This window comes from Micromonospora sp. NPDC048170, from assembly GCF_040652795.1.
In the GTDB taxonomy this organism is placed as follows: Bacteria; Actinomycetota; Actinomycetes; order Mycobacteriales; family Micromonosporaceae; genus Micromonospora.
The window spans coordinates 1-14,312 of sequence record NZ_JBEZMR010000026.1; the positions used below are offsets into that span (position 1 = coordinate 1).

The following is a 14,312-nucleotide window of genomic DNA, read 5'->3' on the forward strand; positions in this document are numbered from 1 at the left end:
GACGTCCGGCGCGGGACCGCGACCCGGCCCCGTCGGGCAGCCCGGGGTGGCCCGGGTTGCCGCCCCGGCGCCCCGCCCCGGGCCCGAGGACCGCGCGGCCGGGCGGGCCTTCCCGCCGCACCGCGAGCCTGGGCGGCCGGAGCCGTCGGGTGTCCCGCCGGTGCCGCCGCCGGGAGTCGCGGGCGAGCCGGTGGTGGCGCGGGCCGCCGCAGCGGTCGTACCGGTCGACGGACCGTCCGACGGGCCGGCGCTGCGCCGGCCCGTGGAGCCGGCGGCACCGGACGACGACGCGTCCGGCCCGGGCGGGCTGCGCGGCGCGCGATCCGAGCTGCGCCGCAGGATGCGCGAGCAGCGCCGGCTGCGGATGGGCATCCTCGCCCTGGTCAGCGTGGTGCTGCTCGGCGCGATCCCGCTCTACTTCGGCATTCGTACGCTCAGCCGGGATCCGGTCTTCGACACCCTGGACGAGTTGGACGTGCCGGGCTGGGCGGCGGTGGGGACCGTCGACGACGTCAGCGGCAGCCGGTGGTGCCTGCTCGACTGCCGGCTGCGCGAACGCACGGCCACGTCCGAGCGGTCGCCGGAGGAGACGGCACAGGTCTACGAGCGGGCGCTGACCGGCGACGGCTGGCAGCCGTGGAAGGTGACCCGCTGCCCCGAGCAACCGACGACGGGGAGCTACACGTGCTGGCGCCGGGACGAGCTGACCCTCGACCTCTGGGTGCGCCCGCCCGCCTGCGTGCCGCCACCCGTGGACGGGGAGCCGGCCGTCGTGCCGTCGCCGGACCCGGCGACCGCTGCGGAGCAGTGCTCCGGATCGTTGGTGTCGGTGAAGGTCCGCAACTCGATCGACGACGAGCGGACCCGACCCCAGCCCACCACCGATCCGTCACTCACCGGCGAGGATCCCTTCCCGACGCTCAGCGAGGATCCGCTCGCGACCCCGACACCCTCACCGTCCTGAGCCGGTTTCCATCACGGACGGTAGGGTCTGGGGCTGGCGGATCCGCCAGTTCCCGCCGGCCCGTCGTGGGTCGCCGAGCGGCGGTGTGGGTAGGACGGTTGCGCGTTTCGGGGACGTCGGGTTCCCGGAACTCGGCATGAGGAGGACAGGCGTGGGCTTTTTCGAGGTCGCGGCGCTGATCGCGGCGATCGCGTTCGCGATGCTGGTGTTGATCCTGACGCTGCCCATCCTGCGGCTGCGGCACACCGTGGACGCCACCACTCGGATGATCAACGACCTCAACGACCGGACCGCGCCGCTGCTCGGCGACGTGAACACCACGGTGAAGAACGTCAACACCGCCCTGGAGCAGGTGCAGACCTCCCTGGACGGGGTCAACCTCCAGCTCGCCAAGGTCGACACCATGACCAGCCACGCGCAGAACGTCACCGCCAACGTCGCGAACCTGGCGACCGTCGTCTCCGCCGCCGCCGCCAACCCGTTGGTCAAGGTGGCGGCCTTCGGCTACGGCGTACGCAAGGCTGCCTCCGCCCGCCGGCACGCCGAGACGGAGCGCGAGGTGCGCGACACCATCAAGCAGCAGCGTCGGGCCGCCAAGCGCGGCAACCGCTGACCCGGTACGACCAGGAGGAACTCGGAATGAGGCGGTTGTTCTGGCTCGGCATCGGGCTGGCCGTCGGCGTGGTGGTGGTCCGCAAGGCCACCCGCACCGCGCAGGCGTACACCCCGGCCGGCGTCGCCAGTTCGTTGACCGAATCCGCTGGCGGACTGGCGGAGTCGCTGCGTAGCTTCGTGGAGGACGTCCGGGTCGCGATGGCCGAGCGCGAGCAGGAGATCCACGAGGCGTTCGCCCAGGGCGAGGCGTTCGACGACCAGTTCGCCGAGCTGCGGGAGGATCCGCGCATCGGCGACCGAGAGATCTTTCCGGAGGAACACCAGCGGTGAGGACGGCGGAGATCAAGCGGCGGTACCTCGCCCATTTCGAGGCGACCGGGCACGCCGTGGTGCCCTCCGCTCCGCTGCCCGCCATCAGTGACCCGAACCTGCTGTTCGTCAACGCCGGCATGGTGCAGTTCGTCCCCTACTTCTCGGGGCAGCAGACCCCGCCGTACCGGCGGGCGGTCAGCGTGCAGAAGTGCCTCCGCACGCCTGACATCGACGAGGTCGGCAAGACCAGCAGGCACGGCACGTTCTTCCAGATGAACGGCAACTTCTCCTTCGGTGACTACTTCAAGGACGGGGCGATCCCGCTCGCCTGGGACCTGGTCACCAAGTCGGTCGCCGAGGGCGGCTACGGGCTGGACCCGGAGCGAATCTGGCCGACGGTCTACCTCGACGACGACGAGGCGTTCGAGATCTGGCGTTCGGTGGGCGTGCCGACCGAACGGATCGTGCGCCGGGGCAAGGCGGACAACTTCTGGTCGATGGGCATCCCGGGCCCGTGCGGCCCGAGCTCCGAGCTGTTCTACGACCGGGGTCCGTCCTACGGCCGCGAGGGCGGCCCGGTGGTCGACGAGGACCGCTACATGGAGTTCTGGAACCTCGTCTTCATGCAGTTCGAGCGCGGTCCGGGCACCGGCAAGGAGGATTACCCGATCCTCGGTGAACTGCCGGCCAGGAACATCGACACCGGCATGGGCCTGGAGCGGATGGCGTCCATCCTCCAAGGGGTCGACAACCTCTACGAGATCGACGAGGTCCGGCCGATCCTCGACAAGGCCGCCGAGCTGACCGGCAAGCGCTACGGCGCCCACTCGGGCCAGGTCGCCAGCGAGTCGCACCCGGACGACGTGCGGCTGCGGGTGGTCGCCGACCACGTGCGTACCGCGTTGATGCTGATCGGCGACGGGGTCACCCCGGGCAACGAGGGGCGCGGCTACGTGCTGCGCCGGATCATGCGGCGGGCGATCCGGTCGGTGCGGCTGCTCGGCTGGCAGGAGCGGGCGCTGCCCGAGTTGCTGCCGGTGGCGCGGGACTGCATGTCCCCGTCGTACCCGGAGCTGGCCGCCGACTTCGACCGGATCGCCGACTACGCGTACGCGGAGGAGGACGCGTTCCTGTCGACGCTGCGGGCGGGGACCACGATCCTGGACACGGCGATCGCCGAGACCCGGACCGCCGGCAACAGGGCGCTCTCCGGTGAGAAGGCGTTCCAGCTGCACGACACGTACGGCTTCCCGATCGACCTGACCCTGGAGATCGCAGCCGAGCAGGGCCTGACGGTCGACGCGGAGGGCTTCCGCCGGCTGATGGCCGACCAGCGGGCCCGCGCCAAGGCCGACGCCCAGGCGCGCAAGACCGGGCACACCGACCTGTCGGCGTACCGGGCGGTGCTCGACTCGGGCGGCCCGGTGACGTTCACCGGCTACGGCGAGGTGTCCCGGGAGTCGACGGTGCGGGCGGTGCTCGGCGTCGACGGCCCCCGCCAGGCGGCGGTCGAGGGTGACACCGTCGAGCTGGTGCTCGACGCCACCCCCTTCTACGCCGAGGGCGGCGGGCAGCAGCCCGACCTCGGCATGATCACGGTGGGCGGCGGCCAGGTCGAGGTGCTCGACGTGCAGCAGCCGGTGCCCGGCCTGATCGTGCACCGCGCCCGGGTGCTCCGGGGCGAGGTGCGGGCGGGGGAGACCGGCTACGCCGAGATCGACACCACCCGCCGGCGGGCCATCTCCCGGTCGCACACAGCGACGCACCTGGTGCACCAGACGATGCGGAACTTCCTCGGCGAGTCCGCCACCCAGGCCGGTTCGCTGAACGCCCCGGGTCGGCTGCGGTTCGACTTCAACACCCCGACCGGGGTGGCGCCGAGCGTGCTGCGTGACGTCGAGCAGCAGGTCAACGAGGTGCTCCTCGCCGATCTGGAGGTGCACGCCTTCATCACCTCGCTGGAGGAGGCGCGGCGGATCGGCGCGATGGCGCTGTTCGGCGAGAAGTACGGCGAGGAGGTGCGGGTCGTCGAGGTCGGCGACTACGCCCGGGAGTTGTGCGGCGGCACGCACGTCGCCCGCTCCGGCCAGCTCGGCCTGGTGAAGATCCTCAACGAGTCGTCGATCGGCTCCGGGGTGCGCCGGGTCGAGGCCCTGGTCGGCATGGACGCCTTCAACTTCCTGGCCCGCGAGCACCTGCTGGTGTCCCGCCTCGCCGAGCTGTACCGGGTGCCCAACGATCAGGTCGCCGACCGGGTCGAGCAGACCGTGACGCAGCTGCGCGACGCCGAGAAGGAGTTGGAGAAGCTGCGGGCCCAGCTGGTGCTCGGCGGTGCGGCGGCGCTCGCCGCACGGGCGAAGGACGTGCACGGGGTCGCGTACGTGGGCACCGAGGCGCCGGAGGGCGCAGCCGGCAACGACGTGCGGACCCTCGCCCAGGAGATCCGTGGCAAGATCGACCCGGCGCGCCCGGCGGTCGTCGCGGTGGCGGCCCGGGCCAACGGCAAGGCGTCGCTGGTCGTCGCGGTGAACCCGGCCGCCCGCAGCCGGGGCCTGGCCGCGTCGGACCTGGTCAAGGCCGCCTTCTCCGGGCGCGGAGGGGGCAGTCCCGACCTGGCTCAGGGCGGCGGCCTGCCGGCGGCGGAGGCACCGAAGCTGCTCCTCACAGTCGAGAAGGCGATCGCCGAGGCGTGATGCGTGACCGCAGCGACCAGGGCGGACCCGCACGGTCCGCCCTGGTTCGCCGTTCCAGGGGGAGTTGTCAAGCGTGAGTGAGTTGTCCCGGGGCGTCCGGCTCGGGGTGGACGTCGGGCAGGTGCGGGTGGGAGTCTCCCGCTCGGACCCGCACGGTGTGCTGGCCACCCCGCTGGTGACCCTCGCCCGCGACCTCGGCGCGGCGCCGGACGCGGTGCCGGCCGACATCGCCGCGCTCAAGGCGCTGGTGGCCGAGCATGAGGCCGTGGAGGTCGTCGTCGGCCTTCCGGTCGATCTCGCCGGCAGGCACGGGCCCGCGGCCGTACACGTGAAGGCGTACGCTGGCCGACTGGCCGATGTAATAGCGCCCGTTCCGGTAGCGCTCACCGACGAGAGGATGTCCACGGTCGTGGCGTCTCGTAGGCTTGCCGAGCGTGGTGTCCGGGGGAGACGGCAACGGGCGGTGGTCGACCAGGCCGCCGCGGTGGAGATTCTGCAGAGCTGGCTGGAAGCGCAGCGGAGGCGGACGCGATGATCGACGATCTGGACCTCGGGTTCGACGAACAGGACCGGGGGGAGAAGGGCAAGCACCGGCGCGGCGCCGTGCGTAAGCGCAAGGGCGGCTCGGGCGGTGGTGGGCGGGGCAAGACGGTTCTCGCCCTGCTGCTCGCCCTGGTCCTGCTGGGCGGGATCGGTGGCGGCGCCTTCTACGGCTTCGACCGGATCCAGGGCTACTTCGTCACCCCCGACTACGACGGCGCGGGCAGCGGCGAGGTGACAGTCGAGATCAAGCAGGGTGCGCTGATCGTCGACATGGCCAACGCGCTGGTCGCCGTCGACGTGGTGAAGAGCGCCAAGGCGTTCGTCGAGGCCGCCGAGGCGAACGCCCGCAGCAAGAACATCCAGCCGGGCACCTACAAGCTGCGCAAGCAGATGAGCGGGGAGAGCGCGGTCACCGCGATGCTCGACCTGAAGAACCGGATCGTCAACGGGGTCACCATCCCGGAGGGCCGGACGGCGAAGAACGTCTACAAGCTGCTCTCCGACGAGACCAAGATCCCGGTGAAGGACTTCGAGGAGGCGGCGAAGGACCCGCTGGCGCGGGGCGTACCGGACTGGTGGTTCAAGCGCACCGACGGCAAGAAGGTCAAGCCGTCGATCGAGGGCTTCCTCTACCCGGACACCTACGAGATCCCGCCGAAGGCGACCGCCGAGACGATCATCGACCTGATGGTCGAGAACTTCCTCAGCGTGACGCAGGAGATGCAGTTCGCCGACCGGGTGCAGAAGGAGCGCGGCGGCATCAGCCCGTACGAGGCGCTGATCGTCGCGTCGCTGGCCCAGGCCGAGGCGGGTAACAAGGACGACCTGGGCAAGGTCGCCCGGGTCGCCTACAACCGGGTGTTCGGCGAGTTCCCGTGCAACTGCCTGGAGATGGACGTCACGGTCAACTACTACCTGGAGCTGACCGGGCAGAAGACCAAGACGTCCGGGCAGATGACCGAGGAGGAGTTGCTCGACACCAAGAACCCGTACAGCCGCAAGCTGCGCGGCCTGGTGCCCACGCCGATCAACAACCCGGGCAAGGAGGCCATGGAGGGCGCGATGGACCCGCCGCCCGGCAAGTGGCTCTTCTTCGTGGCGATCGACAAGGAGGGGCACTCCGCCTTCGCCGAGACGATCCAGCAGCACGAGCGGAACAAGGTCAAGGCACGGGAGGCCGGGGTCATCTGATGGCAGCCCTACGGCGGGCGGGAGTGCTCGGCAAGCCGATCGCGCACTCCCTCTCCCCGATGATCCACCACGCCGGCTACGCGGCGGCGGGGCTGACGGGGTGGTCGTACACCCGCATCGAGTGCGCGGCGGCGGAGCTGCCGGACGTGGTCGCCGGCCTCGGCCCGGAGTGGGCCGGGCTGTCGGTCACGATGCCCGGCAAGGAGGCGGCGCTCGCGGTGGCCGCCGAGGTCTCGCCGGTCGCCGCCGCCGTCGGCGCCGCCAACACGCTGGTACGCCGTCCGGACGGCTCCTGGTACGCCGACAACACCGACGTCGTCGGCATGGTCGAGGTGCTCACCGACGCCGGGGTGCGCCCCGGCGCGACGGTGACCGTGCTGGGCGCGGGCGGCACCGCCCGGGCGGCGGTGGCCGCCGCCGGCCAGCTCGGCGCCCGTGCGGTGACCGTGGTGGCCCGCCGAGCGGCGGCAGCCGAGGAGCTGCGCCCGGTGGCCCGCGCGGTCGACGTGCCGATGGGCGCGGCGGTGTGGGACGACGCGGCGACCCACCTCGCCGCCGACGTGGTGATCTCGACCGTGCCGAAGGGGGGCGCCGACCCGCTCGCCGCGACGGCCGCCTGGCGGCCCGGCTCGGTGCTCTTCGACGCGCTCTACGATCCGTGGCCGACGCCGCTCGCCGCGTCGGCCCAGGCCGCCGGCTGCCGGATCGTCTCCGGGCTCGACCTGCTCCTGGCCCAGGCGGTGGGCCAGTTCGAGCACTTCACCGGCGTCGCCGCGCCCCGGGCCGCGATGGCCGCCGCGCTGGCCGCCTCGCGCACCGCCTGAAACAGGCCGGGGACGGGAGCATCCCCTGTGGTCGTCCAGGGCATCCTTAGGCGACGGTTAAGACGCGCTTAGGTCCGGCTGTCGTCCCCACGTCACGCCGTGGCCGTGGTTACGCTGCTGACCGTCACCGCCCGACACACAGGGAGTGTTCCTTGAGTAGGCACGGACTGCATCGCCTCACCCGGAACCCCGGTCCACGCCGCAAGGCCGTCGTTCTCGGCGTGGCCGGCGCCACGGTGGTGGCCGGCATCGTGGCCACCACGATGCCGCTGCTGGCCGCCGACGACCTGTCGATCCGGGCGATCGCGGACACCACGGCGACCATGGTGGCGCAGGACGGGGACAACGGCGCGAAGACGACGCTGGCGACCTGCTCCGTCCGCTGCGACGGCAATCCCCGGGGCAACCGGGAGGCGGTCATCCGGTTCGCCGTGACCACCCTGCCGGCGACGGCGGTCAACGTGCGGGCCCGGCTGCGGGTGCACGCGTGGCAGAAGTTTCCGGCGACGGTGACCGCGCACGCCTCCCCGGTGGACGCCGACGCGGCACGGCCGACGCCGGCGCTGCCGGGGGCGGCCCTGGACAGCGTCTCCTCGGTGGCGCAGGGCTTCAACGAGTGGGACGTCTCGGCCCTGGTGAAGGGCAACGGCACCTGGACGGTCTCGCTGGCACAGACGGGCCTGGAGACCAGGGTCTACTGGGCGTCGACGGAGAACCGCAACCCCGACCTGCGTCCGCGCCTGGAGCTCAGCTACGACGTCGGCACCCGGCCGACGCCGGTGGTGACCAGCGCCGCGCCGTCGCCGAGCCGGACGCTCGCGCCGAGCCCCACGCCGAGACCGACGCCCAGCCCCACCCGTACCTCCCCGAGTCCGACGCCGAGCCCCTCCGACGGGAAGGGGCGGTGCGGCGAGGTGTCGGGCCGGCTCGTGCCCTCCTGCGGTGCCTGGTGGGGGATGTACACCCCGACCGGCCCCGGCGACGGGTGGGACCACGGCGCCGCGGTCGCCGAGGTGGAGGCGCAGGTCGGGCGGAAGTTCGACGTCGTGCACCGCTATCACGACTTCTCCAACGCCGGCAGCAACGGCGCCTTCCCGGACGCCTACCAGCGGCAGCAGATGAGCGAGGGGCGACTGATGTTCTTCGCCTGGGAGTCGCGGATCTTCTCCTCCGGCACGGTGCTGACCTGGCAGGACGTCTACAGTGGCCGGTACGACGCCACCATCGACGCGGTCGCCGGCCGGATCCGTGACACGGGTGTGCCGGTGTTCATGGGCTTCGACCACGAGCCGGAGGACGAGCCCGCCAAGGGCAGTGACGCCGACTTCGTCCGCGCCTGGCGGCACGTGCACGACCGGTTCGCCGCGGCGGGCGCCCACAACGCGGTCTGGGTCTGGACGATGATGGGCTGGTCCGGCCACTACGACCGGTACGCCGGCCTCTATCCCGGCGACCGGTACGTCGACTGGGTGGGCTACGACCCGTACAACTTCCACGTCTGCACCGGCAGCAAGGTCTGGAAGAGCCCGGCCGCCACGATCGGCGGTTTCTACCGGTGGCTGGACGAGCACCGCGTCGGGGCCGGCAAGCCGCGGATGCTCGCGGAGTTCGGCACCAACTTCGACGCGGCCGACCCGAACGCGAAGCGGCGCTGGTTCGAGGAGTTCCCGGCGGCGCTGAAGGCGCACCCGAAGATCAAGGCCGCCATCTACTTCAACTCGCCGGGAGTGACCCGTCGGTCCAGCACCTGTGACATGACCATGAACCATGACGCCGCGTCGGTGGCCGGGTTCGCCAAGGCTGGGCGCGACAGCTACCTGCGGCAACCCACCGGGGGCGCCCGCTGACACCCGGCGTTCACACTTGTACGCACCGTGACGGGTCGAGTCGGACATCCGACTCGCTGTGCGCACTGTCATGTTGCTGATGCAGTGACCGACCAATCGGTGGATATCGCCGAGCACGATCGACCGGGCACGCTACCCGGGTTCTCTCCCGACATGGAGGCGTAGCGTGCCCGACATCCCGCTCTCTCGGCGATCCGCCGGACTCCGCACCCGGGCGGGGGTGGTCGCACTCGTGACCGCCGCCGCCGTGCTGGTCGTTCCCACCAGGACTTCCGCCGCCGTGGTGCCGGCTCCCGAACCGGCGACCCTGGTCTCGGCCAACCCGGCCGACACCACCCCGCACGCCAGGGACGGTGAGACCCGCGCCTTCGCGCAGGTCGGCTCGATGGTGTTCGTCGGTGGCAGCTTCACCCAGATCCGGCAGACCGCCAGCGCGGCGTGGACCACCCAGCGCTACCTCTTCGCGTACGACCGCACCACCGGCACGATCTCGACCAGCTTCCTGCCGGTGCTGGACGGCGCGGTCAACTCGCTGGTCGCCGGGCCGGGCGGCACGCTGATCGTGGGCGGCACCTTCAAGAACGTCAACGGTGTCTCGCGCAAGAACCTGGTGGCGCTCGACCCCGCCACGGGCGCGATCGTCGACAGCTGGGTCGGCCGCTCCGACGGCGGCATGATCCGCGACATGGTGCTGCACGGCAACTGGCTCTACCTGGCCGGCGCGTTCAACTGGGTCAACGGCACCGCGCACTCCGGCCTCGCGCGGCTCAACGCGAGCACGGGCGCGATCGACCCGACCTTCAACGTCAACGCCACCGTCGGGCGGCACGACACCAGCTCGTACGCGTGGACCATCGACGTCGCCCCGGACGGGAACACCCTCGTCGCCGGTGGCAACTTCACCCAGGTCAACGGCCTGTCCCGCAACCAGATGGCGCTTGTCGACCTCACCGGCACCCCGAGCGTGATCGACTGGAGCAGCGAGAAGTTCGTCGCGCCGTGCGCGGCGCCGGCGACGTTCGTCCACTACGTGCAGGACGTCAAGTTCGGCGGCGACGGCAGCTGGTTCGTCGTCGGCACCAACGGCGGCGCCGGCTGGCCGGCCGCGTACTGCGACGCGCTCGTGCGGTTCGAGACGGCGGCCCGGGGCACCGGGCAGCTCGGGACCTGGGTCGACTACACCGGCAACGACACCATCACCTCCATCGAGGTCGCCGACAACGTCATCTACCTCGGCGGGCACTTCCGCTGGCTGAACAACCCCAACGCCAGCGACGCGGCCGGCCCCGGCGCGGTCGACCGGCTCGGCATCGCCGCCGTCACCCCGGCCACCGGTATGCCGGTGGCCTGGAACCCGGGTCGGCGGGGCAGCGCGTCCATGCCGCCCGGCACCAGCACGTGGGGCTCGCAGGTGCCGGTGCTGTGGCGGGGCAGCGACGGGCTCTACTTCGGGCACAACTCCGACGGGATGGGCAACGAGTACCACGGCCGTCTGGGCATGTTCCCGCTGGCCGGCGGGCGTACCTTCACTCCGAAGAACCCGCCGACGCAGACCACCGGCAACCTCTACCTCGGCACGGGGGAGGGCCAGTTGGCGAAGGTGCCGTTCGACGGCACGGGCGTCGGTGCTCCGACCACGGTCAGCCAGCCGAACTACACCGACGCCGGCGCGACCTGGCGGGTGAGCGACCGGATCTACTGGGCGCACACCGTCGCCGGCACCCCCACCGGCAGCCGGCTCGACATCTCGATGTTCAACGGCGGCGCCGTCGGCGTGCCCTGGGAGTCGTCCGGCTACAACGACTGGTTCAACGCCGCCGCCATGACCGGCGCGTTCTTCCTCGACGGCCGGCTCTACTACACCCGCAGCGGCGCCAACGCCCTCTACTACCGGTACTTCGAGATCGACGGCAACTACCTCGGCGCCACCGAGTTCACCCTGCCCACCACCGGCGTCACGTGGTCGACGGTGCGGGGCATGGCCTGGGTCGGCGGCAAGGTAGTGTACGGCGGCACCGACGGCACCCTGCGCAGCGTGCCCTTCGACCCGACGGCCGCCCCGGCGGTCGACGGTGCGGGGAGCACGGTGATCGCGCCCGCCAGTGCCGAGCTGGCCTGGTCGACGCCGCGCACGTTCTTCTCGGTGCAGTGACGGTTTACCGTTCGTAAGGGCAGTCGGTAGATTGTCCACGTCGGGCCGGTGGCGATTCTCGTCGCCGGCCCGCGACGTCGAAGAGGGGGCCGTCCGCGGTGTCCGGCGCCCGCGACACCCCGTAGCGATTGACCCGACAGACGGTGAATCTCCATGACTGATGCATCTCCCGGCTCCTGGCCCGCCGACGCGTCCGGTGGCGGGGGTGTGCCGGCCCGCACCGTCACCCTGACGGACCTGATGCGGGTGCCGTTGCACCGGATCCGGCTGGTGGCGGCGGTCGCCGCGGCCGGCATGGTTGCCGCGCTCGGGTACGTCCTCCTCGTCCCCGGCACGGTCACCGCGAGCGCCGTGGTGGCGGTCCGCCCGGTGGTCACCGACGCCTTCACGCCCAGCGGCGCCGCCGCTGACCGTGCCGTGAACATGAACGTGGAGAGCGGCATCGCCTCCGGCACCGACGTCGTGCAGCGGCTCGCCGAGGCCAACGGACAGGACCAACGCGACATCCGGGACGCCCTCGACGTGGAGGTGCCCGCAGGCGGGCAGATCCTTCGCTTCTCCTACACGGCGCGCTCCGCCGAGGAGGCGGTGAAGAGCGTCAACGCCGCTGCCCAGGCCTACCTCGACGTGCGCCGGGCGATGTACGAGAAGCAGCGCGAGGAGATGCTGCGCTCGTACGACGAGAGCATCACGAAGGTCGCCGAGCAGCGGACGGGGCTGCAGAAGCGGGTGGCCAACGCCCGGGAGGGCGCGCTCGACGCCGCGTTGGCCGAACTCGCCGGGGTCAACAACCAGCTGACGCAGCTGAACTCGGCGCGTACGGAGATCGCGGCGGTGGACGTCAACCCGGGCTGGGTCACCCAGACCGCGGAACGGGCGCTGGTCACCTCCGGCGGGCAGGGGCTGCTCTACGTGCTCGCCGGTCTGCTCGGCGGCGTCCTGCTCGGCGTGGTGCTGGCGTACGCGTGGGAGTCGATGGACCGGCGGGTCCGCTCGGTGAACGACGGCCGGGACGCCACCGGTCTTCCCCTGCTCGGCACGGTGCGGGGCCGGCGCTTCCGTGGCCGGGGCCAGGCCGTGGACGCCGACATCCGGTACGTGGCGATGGCGATCGCCGAGCGGGTGCGGGAGCCTGCCCGGGTGGCGCTGCTCACCACGCGGGAGGACCAGACCGCGATCACCGCCGGTCTGGCGGTGGCCCTCGCCGCGACGGGTCGGGACGTCTACGTCGCGGACGACAGCGGCCGCCTGGACCGGTTGCAGGCGGCGGTGCTGGCCGACCGGGGGCGGCTGCCGGCGGCGGCGAACCCGGCCCGCCCGGTCGTCCCGATGCCCAGGCCGGGTGGCGCCGCGCCCTCCGTCGACGACATCACCCAGCAGATCAACGTCCGCCGCCCCTCCCCGTACCCCGCCACGCCCCGCCCGCAGGCCGACGCGGACGCCACCCTGACCCTGCCGCGGTTGGGAGCGGACGCTCTCGCCAGCGGGAAGAGCACGGTCAAGGACACCAGCGACGAGGTCGTGGTGGGTGCCGGCGGGGTCCGCTTCGGCACCTGGCGGCAGCGGGCGGCGAAGGGACTCGTGCTGTTCAACGCCCCGCCGGCCGAGGCGGACGAGCGCGGTGTCGCGGCGGCCCGCCAGGGCACCGCCGTCGTCGTGGTCGAACAGGACCGCACCGGACAGGACGACCTGCGCCGCCTCGCGGAGCGCCTGCGCGCCGCAGGGGTGACCACGCTGGGCTTCGTCCTGACCCGCAGTGGGCGGGGGTGACGGTGCCCCTCACCCGGGCCCCGTCCGTCAACGACCCGGCCGACGAAGTCCCCGCGGCGGTCGGGCCACCGCCGCCCCCGTCCCCGCCACCTCCCCTGCTGCCGGTCTGGCCGCTGGCCGTGATGTTCGGGCTGGTGCCGCTCTGGTGGGCGGCTGGCGCGTTCTACCTGGGCTGGTCGCTGCTGGGGGCGGTGCTGCTGGCGCTGCTGCTCGTGCGGGGCCGGGTTCCGTTGCCGCCGGGCGCCGGCGTGTGGCTGCTCTTCCTGGCCCTGGTCATGCTCAGCGCCACCCAGTTGCCCGATGCGGGCGCGCTGGTCATGTTCGGCCTGCGGCTGGGCTTCTACGTGACCGCCCTGGTGGTCGGGGTCTACGTGTACGTCGTCACGCGGGAACGCGGCGATCTGGCCACCGTGCTGGTGCCGCTCTGCCTGTTCTGGTTCGGGCTGGTCGCGTTGGGCTGGCTGGGTGTGCTGGCGCCGAAGTTCGCGCTGACGACCCCGGTGGAGATACTGCTCCCCGGCGGGATCGCGGGCAACTCCTACATCCAGGACCTGGTGCACGTCACCGCTGCCGAGTTCAGCGCCCGGTCGCTCAACCCGATCTACCGACCGGCGGCGCCCTTCCCGTACACCAACAACTACGGCAGCGCCTACGCGATGACCCTGCCGTGTGTGGTCGCGTTCACCATGTTGCGCCGCAGCGGGGTGCTGCGCTGGGCGCTGCTGGTGTCGCTGCCGCTGTCGCTGGCACCGGCGTTCCTCACCCTGAACCGGGTGATGTTCGCGAGCCTCGGGGCCGGCCTGGTGGTGCTGGGGCTGCGGGCCGCCCGGCGGGGCAACGTCCGGGTGGGCGCCTCGGTCGTCGGAGTGCTGCTCATCGGTGGCATCGCCACCTTCTTCATCCCGATCGCCGAACTCATCGGCAACCGTGTCGAGGCCAGTGACACGAACAGCGACCGGCTCTCGCTCTACGCGGAGGTCATCCGGCGGATCAGCGAGTCGCCGTGGCTCGGCTACGGTGCTCCGGTCAGCGCGGACACCCTCACGGCGCAGGCGCCCGTCGGCACCCAGGGGCAGCTGTGGATGGTCCTGTTCAGCCACGGCGTGCCCGCCCTGGTGTTCTTCCTCGCCTGGTTCGGGATCGCGGCCGTGGTGTGCGCGCGGGCACGGTCGGCGGCGGGGCAGTGGCTCGCGGTGGTGCCGGTGGTGTGCTTCGTGCAGATTCCGTTCTACGGCATGGCCAGCCCGAACCTCGCCGTCGCGTTCTTCGCGGTCGCCTTCACGATGGCGCTCGTGGAGCGGGAGACCGCCCCGCCACCGCCCACCGGCCCCCGCCGGACCGCGGACCCCGAGGCGGTGGCCGGGTGAGCGCCACCACCCGCCACCCGACGGGTGCGCCGGG

11 protein-coding genes are annotated in these 14,312 nt (G+C 72.2%); all 11 read left to right on the plus strand.

Features of this window, described 5'->3' with window-relative positions; genetic code table 11:
• Positions 1 to 340 precede the first annotated feature (340 nt).
• The 11 genes from AB0D32_RS25280 to AB0D32_RS25330 all read left to right on the plus strand — a co-directional run bounded on the left by AB0D32_RS25280 (position 341) and on the right by AB0D32_RS25330 (position 14,278).
• Positions 341 to 964 (plus strand): hypothetical protein, encoded by a 624-nt coding sequence (locus tag AB0D32_RS25280; RefSeq protein ID WP_357095283.1) that lies wholly within the window; start codon positions 341 to 343, stop codon positions 962 to 964.
• Between the two features lie 151 nt (positions 965 to 1,115).
• Positions 1,116 to 1,577 carry a DUF948 domain-containing protein gene (locus AB0D32_RS25285; protein ID WP_089000990.1) on the plus strand — a complete coding sequence of 154 codons (462 nt, stop codon included), beginning with the start codon at positions 1,116 to 1,118 and terminating at the stop codon, positions 1,575 to 1,577.
• Between the two features lie 26 nt (positions 1,578 to 1,603).
• On the plus strand, positions 1,604 to 1,909 hold the full coding sequence (locus AB0D32_RS25290) for a hypothetical protein (protein ID WP_357095059.1): 306 nt from the start codon (positions 1,604 to 1,606) through the stop codon (positions 1,907 to 1,909).
• Positions 1,906 to 4,584, plus strand: coding sequence for an alanine--tRNA ligase (gene alaS, locus AB0D32_RS25295; RefSeq protein WP_357095062.1), 2,679 nt, complete (start codon positions 1,906 to 1,908; stop codon positions 4,582 to 4,584). The genes AB0D32_RS25290 and alaS overlap by 4 nt, the downstream gene beginning before the upstream one ends.
• Positions 4,585 to 4,657: 73 nt before the next feature.
• Positions 4,658 to 5,119 (plus strand): Holliday junction resolvase RuvX, encoded by a 462-nt coding sequence (ruvX, locus tag AB0D32_RS25300; RefSeq protein WP_357095065.1) that lies wholly within the window; start codon positions 4,658 to 4,660, stop codon positions 5,117 to 5,119.
• On the plus strand, positions 5,116 to 6,318 hold the full coding sequence (gene mltG, locus AB0D32_RS25305) for an endolytic transglycosylase MltG (protein ID WP_357095068.1): 1,203 nt from the start codon (positions 5,116 to 5,118) through the stop codon (positions 6,316 to 6,318). The genes ruvX and mltG overlap by 4 nt, the downstream gene beginning before the upstream one ends.
• Entirely contained in the window at positions 6,318 to 7,142 is an 825-nt protein-coding gene (locus tag AB0D32_RS25310; RefSeq protein ID WP_357095071.1) for a shikimate dehydrogenase, read from the plus strand. Before mltG ends, AB0D32_RS25310 begins: the two co-directional genes overlap by 1 nt.
• A gap of 152 nt (positions 7,143 to 7,294) precedes the next feature.
• A complete protein-coding gene (locus AB0D32_RS25315; RefSeq protein ID WP_357095074.1) occupies positions 7,295 to 8,989 on the plus strand; it encodes a glycosyl hydrolase in 1,695 nt (564 codons plus the stop codon).
• Positions 8,990 to 9,209: 220 nt separating this feature from the next.
• The gene (locus AB0D32_RS25320) at positions 9,210 to 11,141 is read left to right on the plus strand and encodes a hypothetical protein (RefSeq protein ID WP_357095285.1); all 1,932 of its coding nucleotides are present in this window, start codon (positions 9,210 to 9,212) and stop codon (positions 11,139 to 11,141) included.
• A 153-nt stretch (positions 11,142 to 11,294) separates the two neighbouring features.
• The gene (locus AB0D32_RS25325; protein WP_357095077.1) at positions 11,295 to 12,911 is read left to right on the plus strand and encodes a lipopolysaccharide biosynthesis protein; all 1,617 of its coding nucleotides are present in this window, start codon (positions 11,295 to 11,297) and stop codon (positions 12,909 to 12,911) included.
• Entirely contained in the window at positions 12,908 to 14,278 is a 1,371-nt protein-coding gene (locus tag AB0D32_RS25330) for an O-antigen ligase family protein (protein WP_357095080.1), read from the plus strand. The genes AB0D32_RS25325 and AB0D32_RS25330 overlap by 4 nt, the downstream gene beginning before the upstream one ends.
• The last annotated feature ends 34 nt before the right edge of the window (positions 14,279 to 14,312 follow it).

Coding starts and splice junctions, on each gene's coding strand:
- AB0D32_RS25280 (WP_357095283.1), top strand. CDS start 341: ATGCGCGAGCAGCGCCGGCTGCGGATGGGCATCCTCGCCCTGGTCAGC.
- AB0D32_RS25290 (WP_357095059.1), top strand. CDS start 1,604: ATGAGGCGGTTGTTCTGGCTCGGCATCGGGCTGGCCGTCGGCGTGGTG.
- mltG (WP_357095068.1), top strand. CDS start 5,116: ATGATCGACGATCTGGACCTCGGGTTCGACGAACAGGACCGGGGGGAG.
- AB0D32_RS25310 (WP_357095071.1), top strand. CDS start 6,318: ATGGCAGCCCTACGGCGGGCGGGAGTGCTCGGCAAGCCGATCGCGCAC.
- AB0D32_RS25325 (WP_357095077.1), top strand. CDS start 11,295: ATGACTGATGCATCTCCCGGCTCCTGGCCCGCCGACGCGTCCGGTGGC.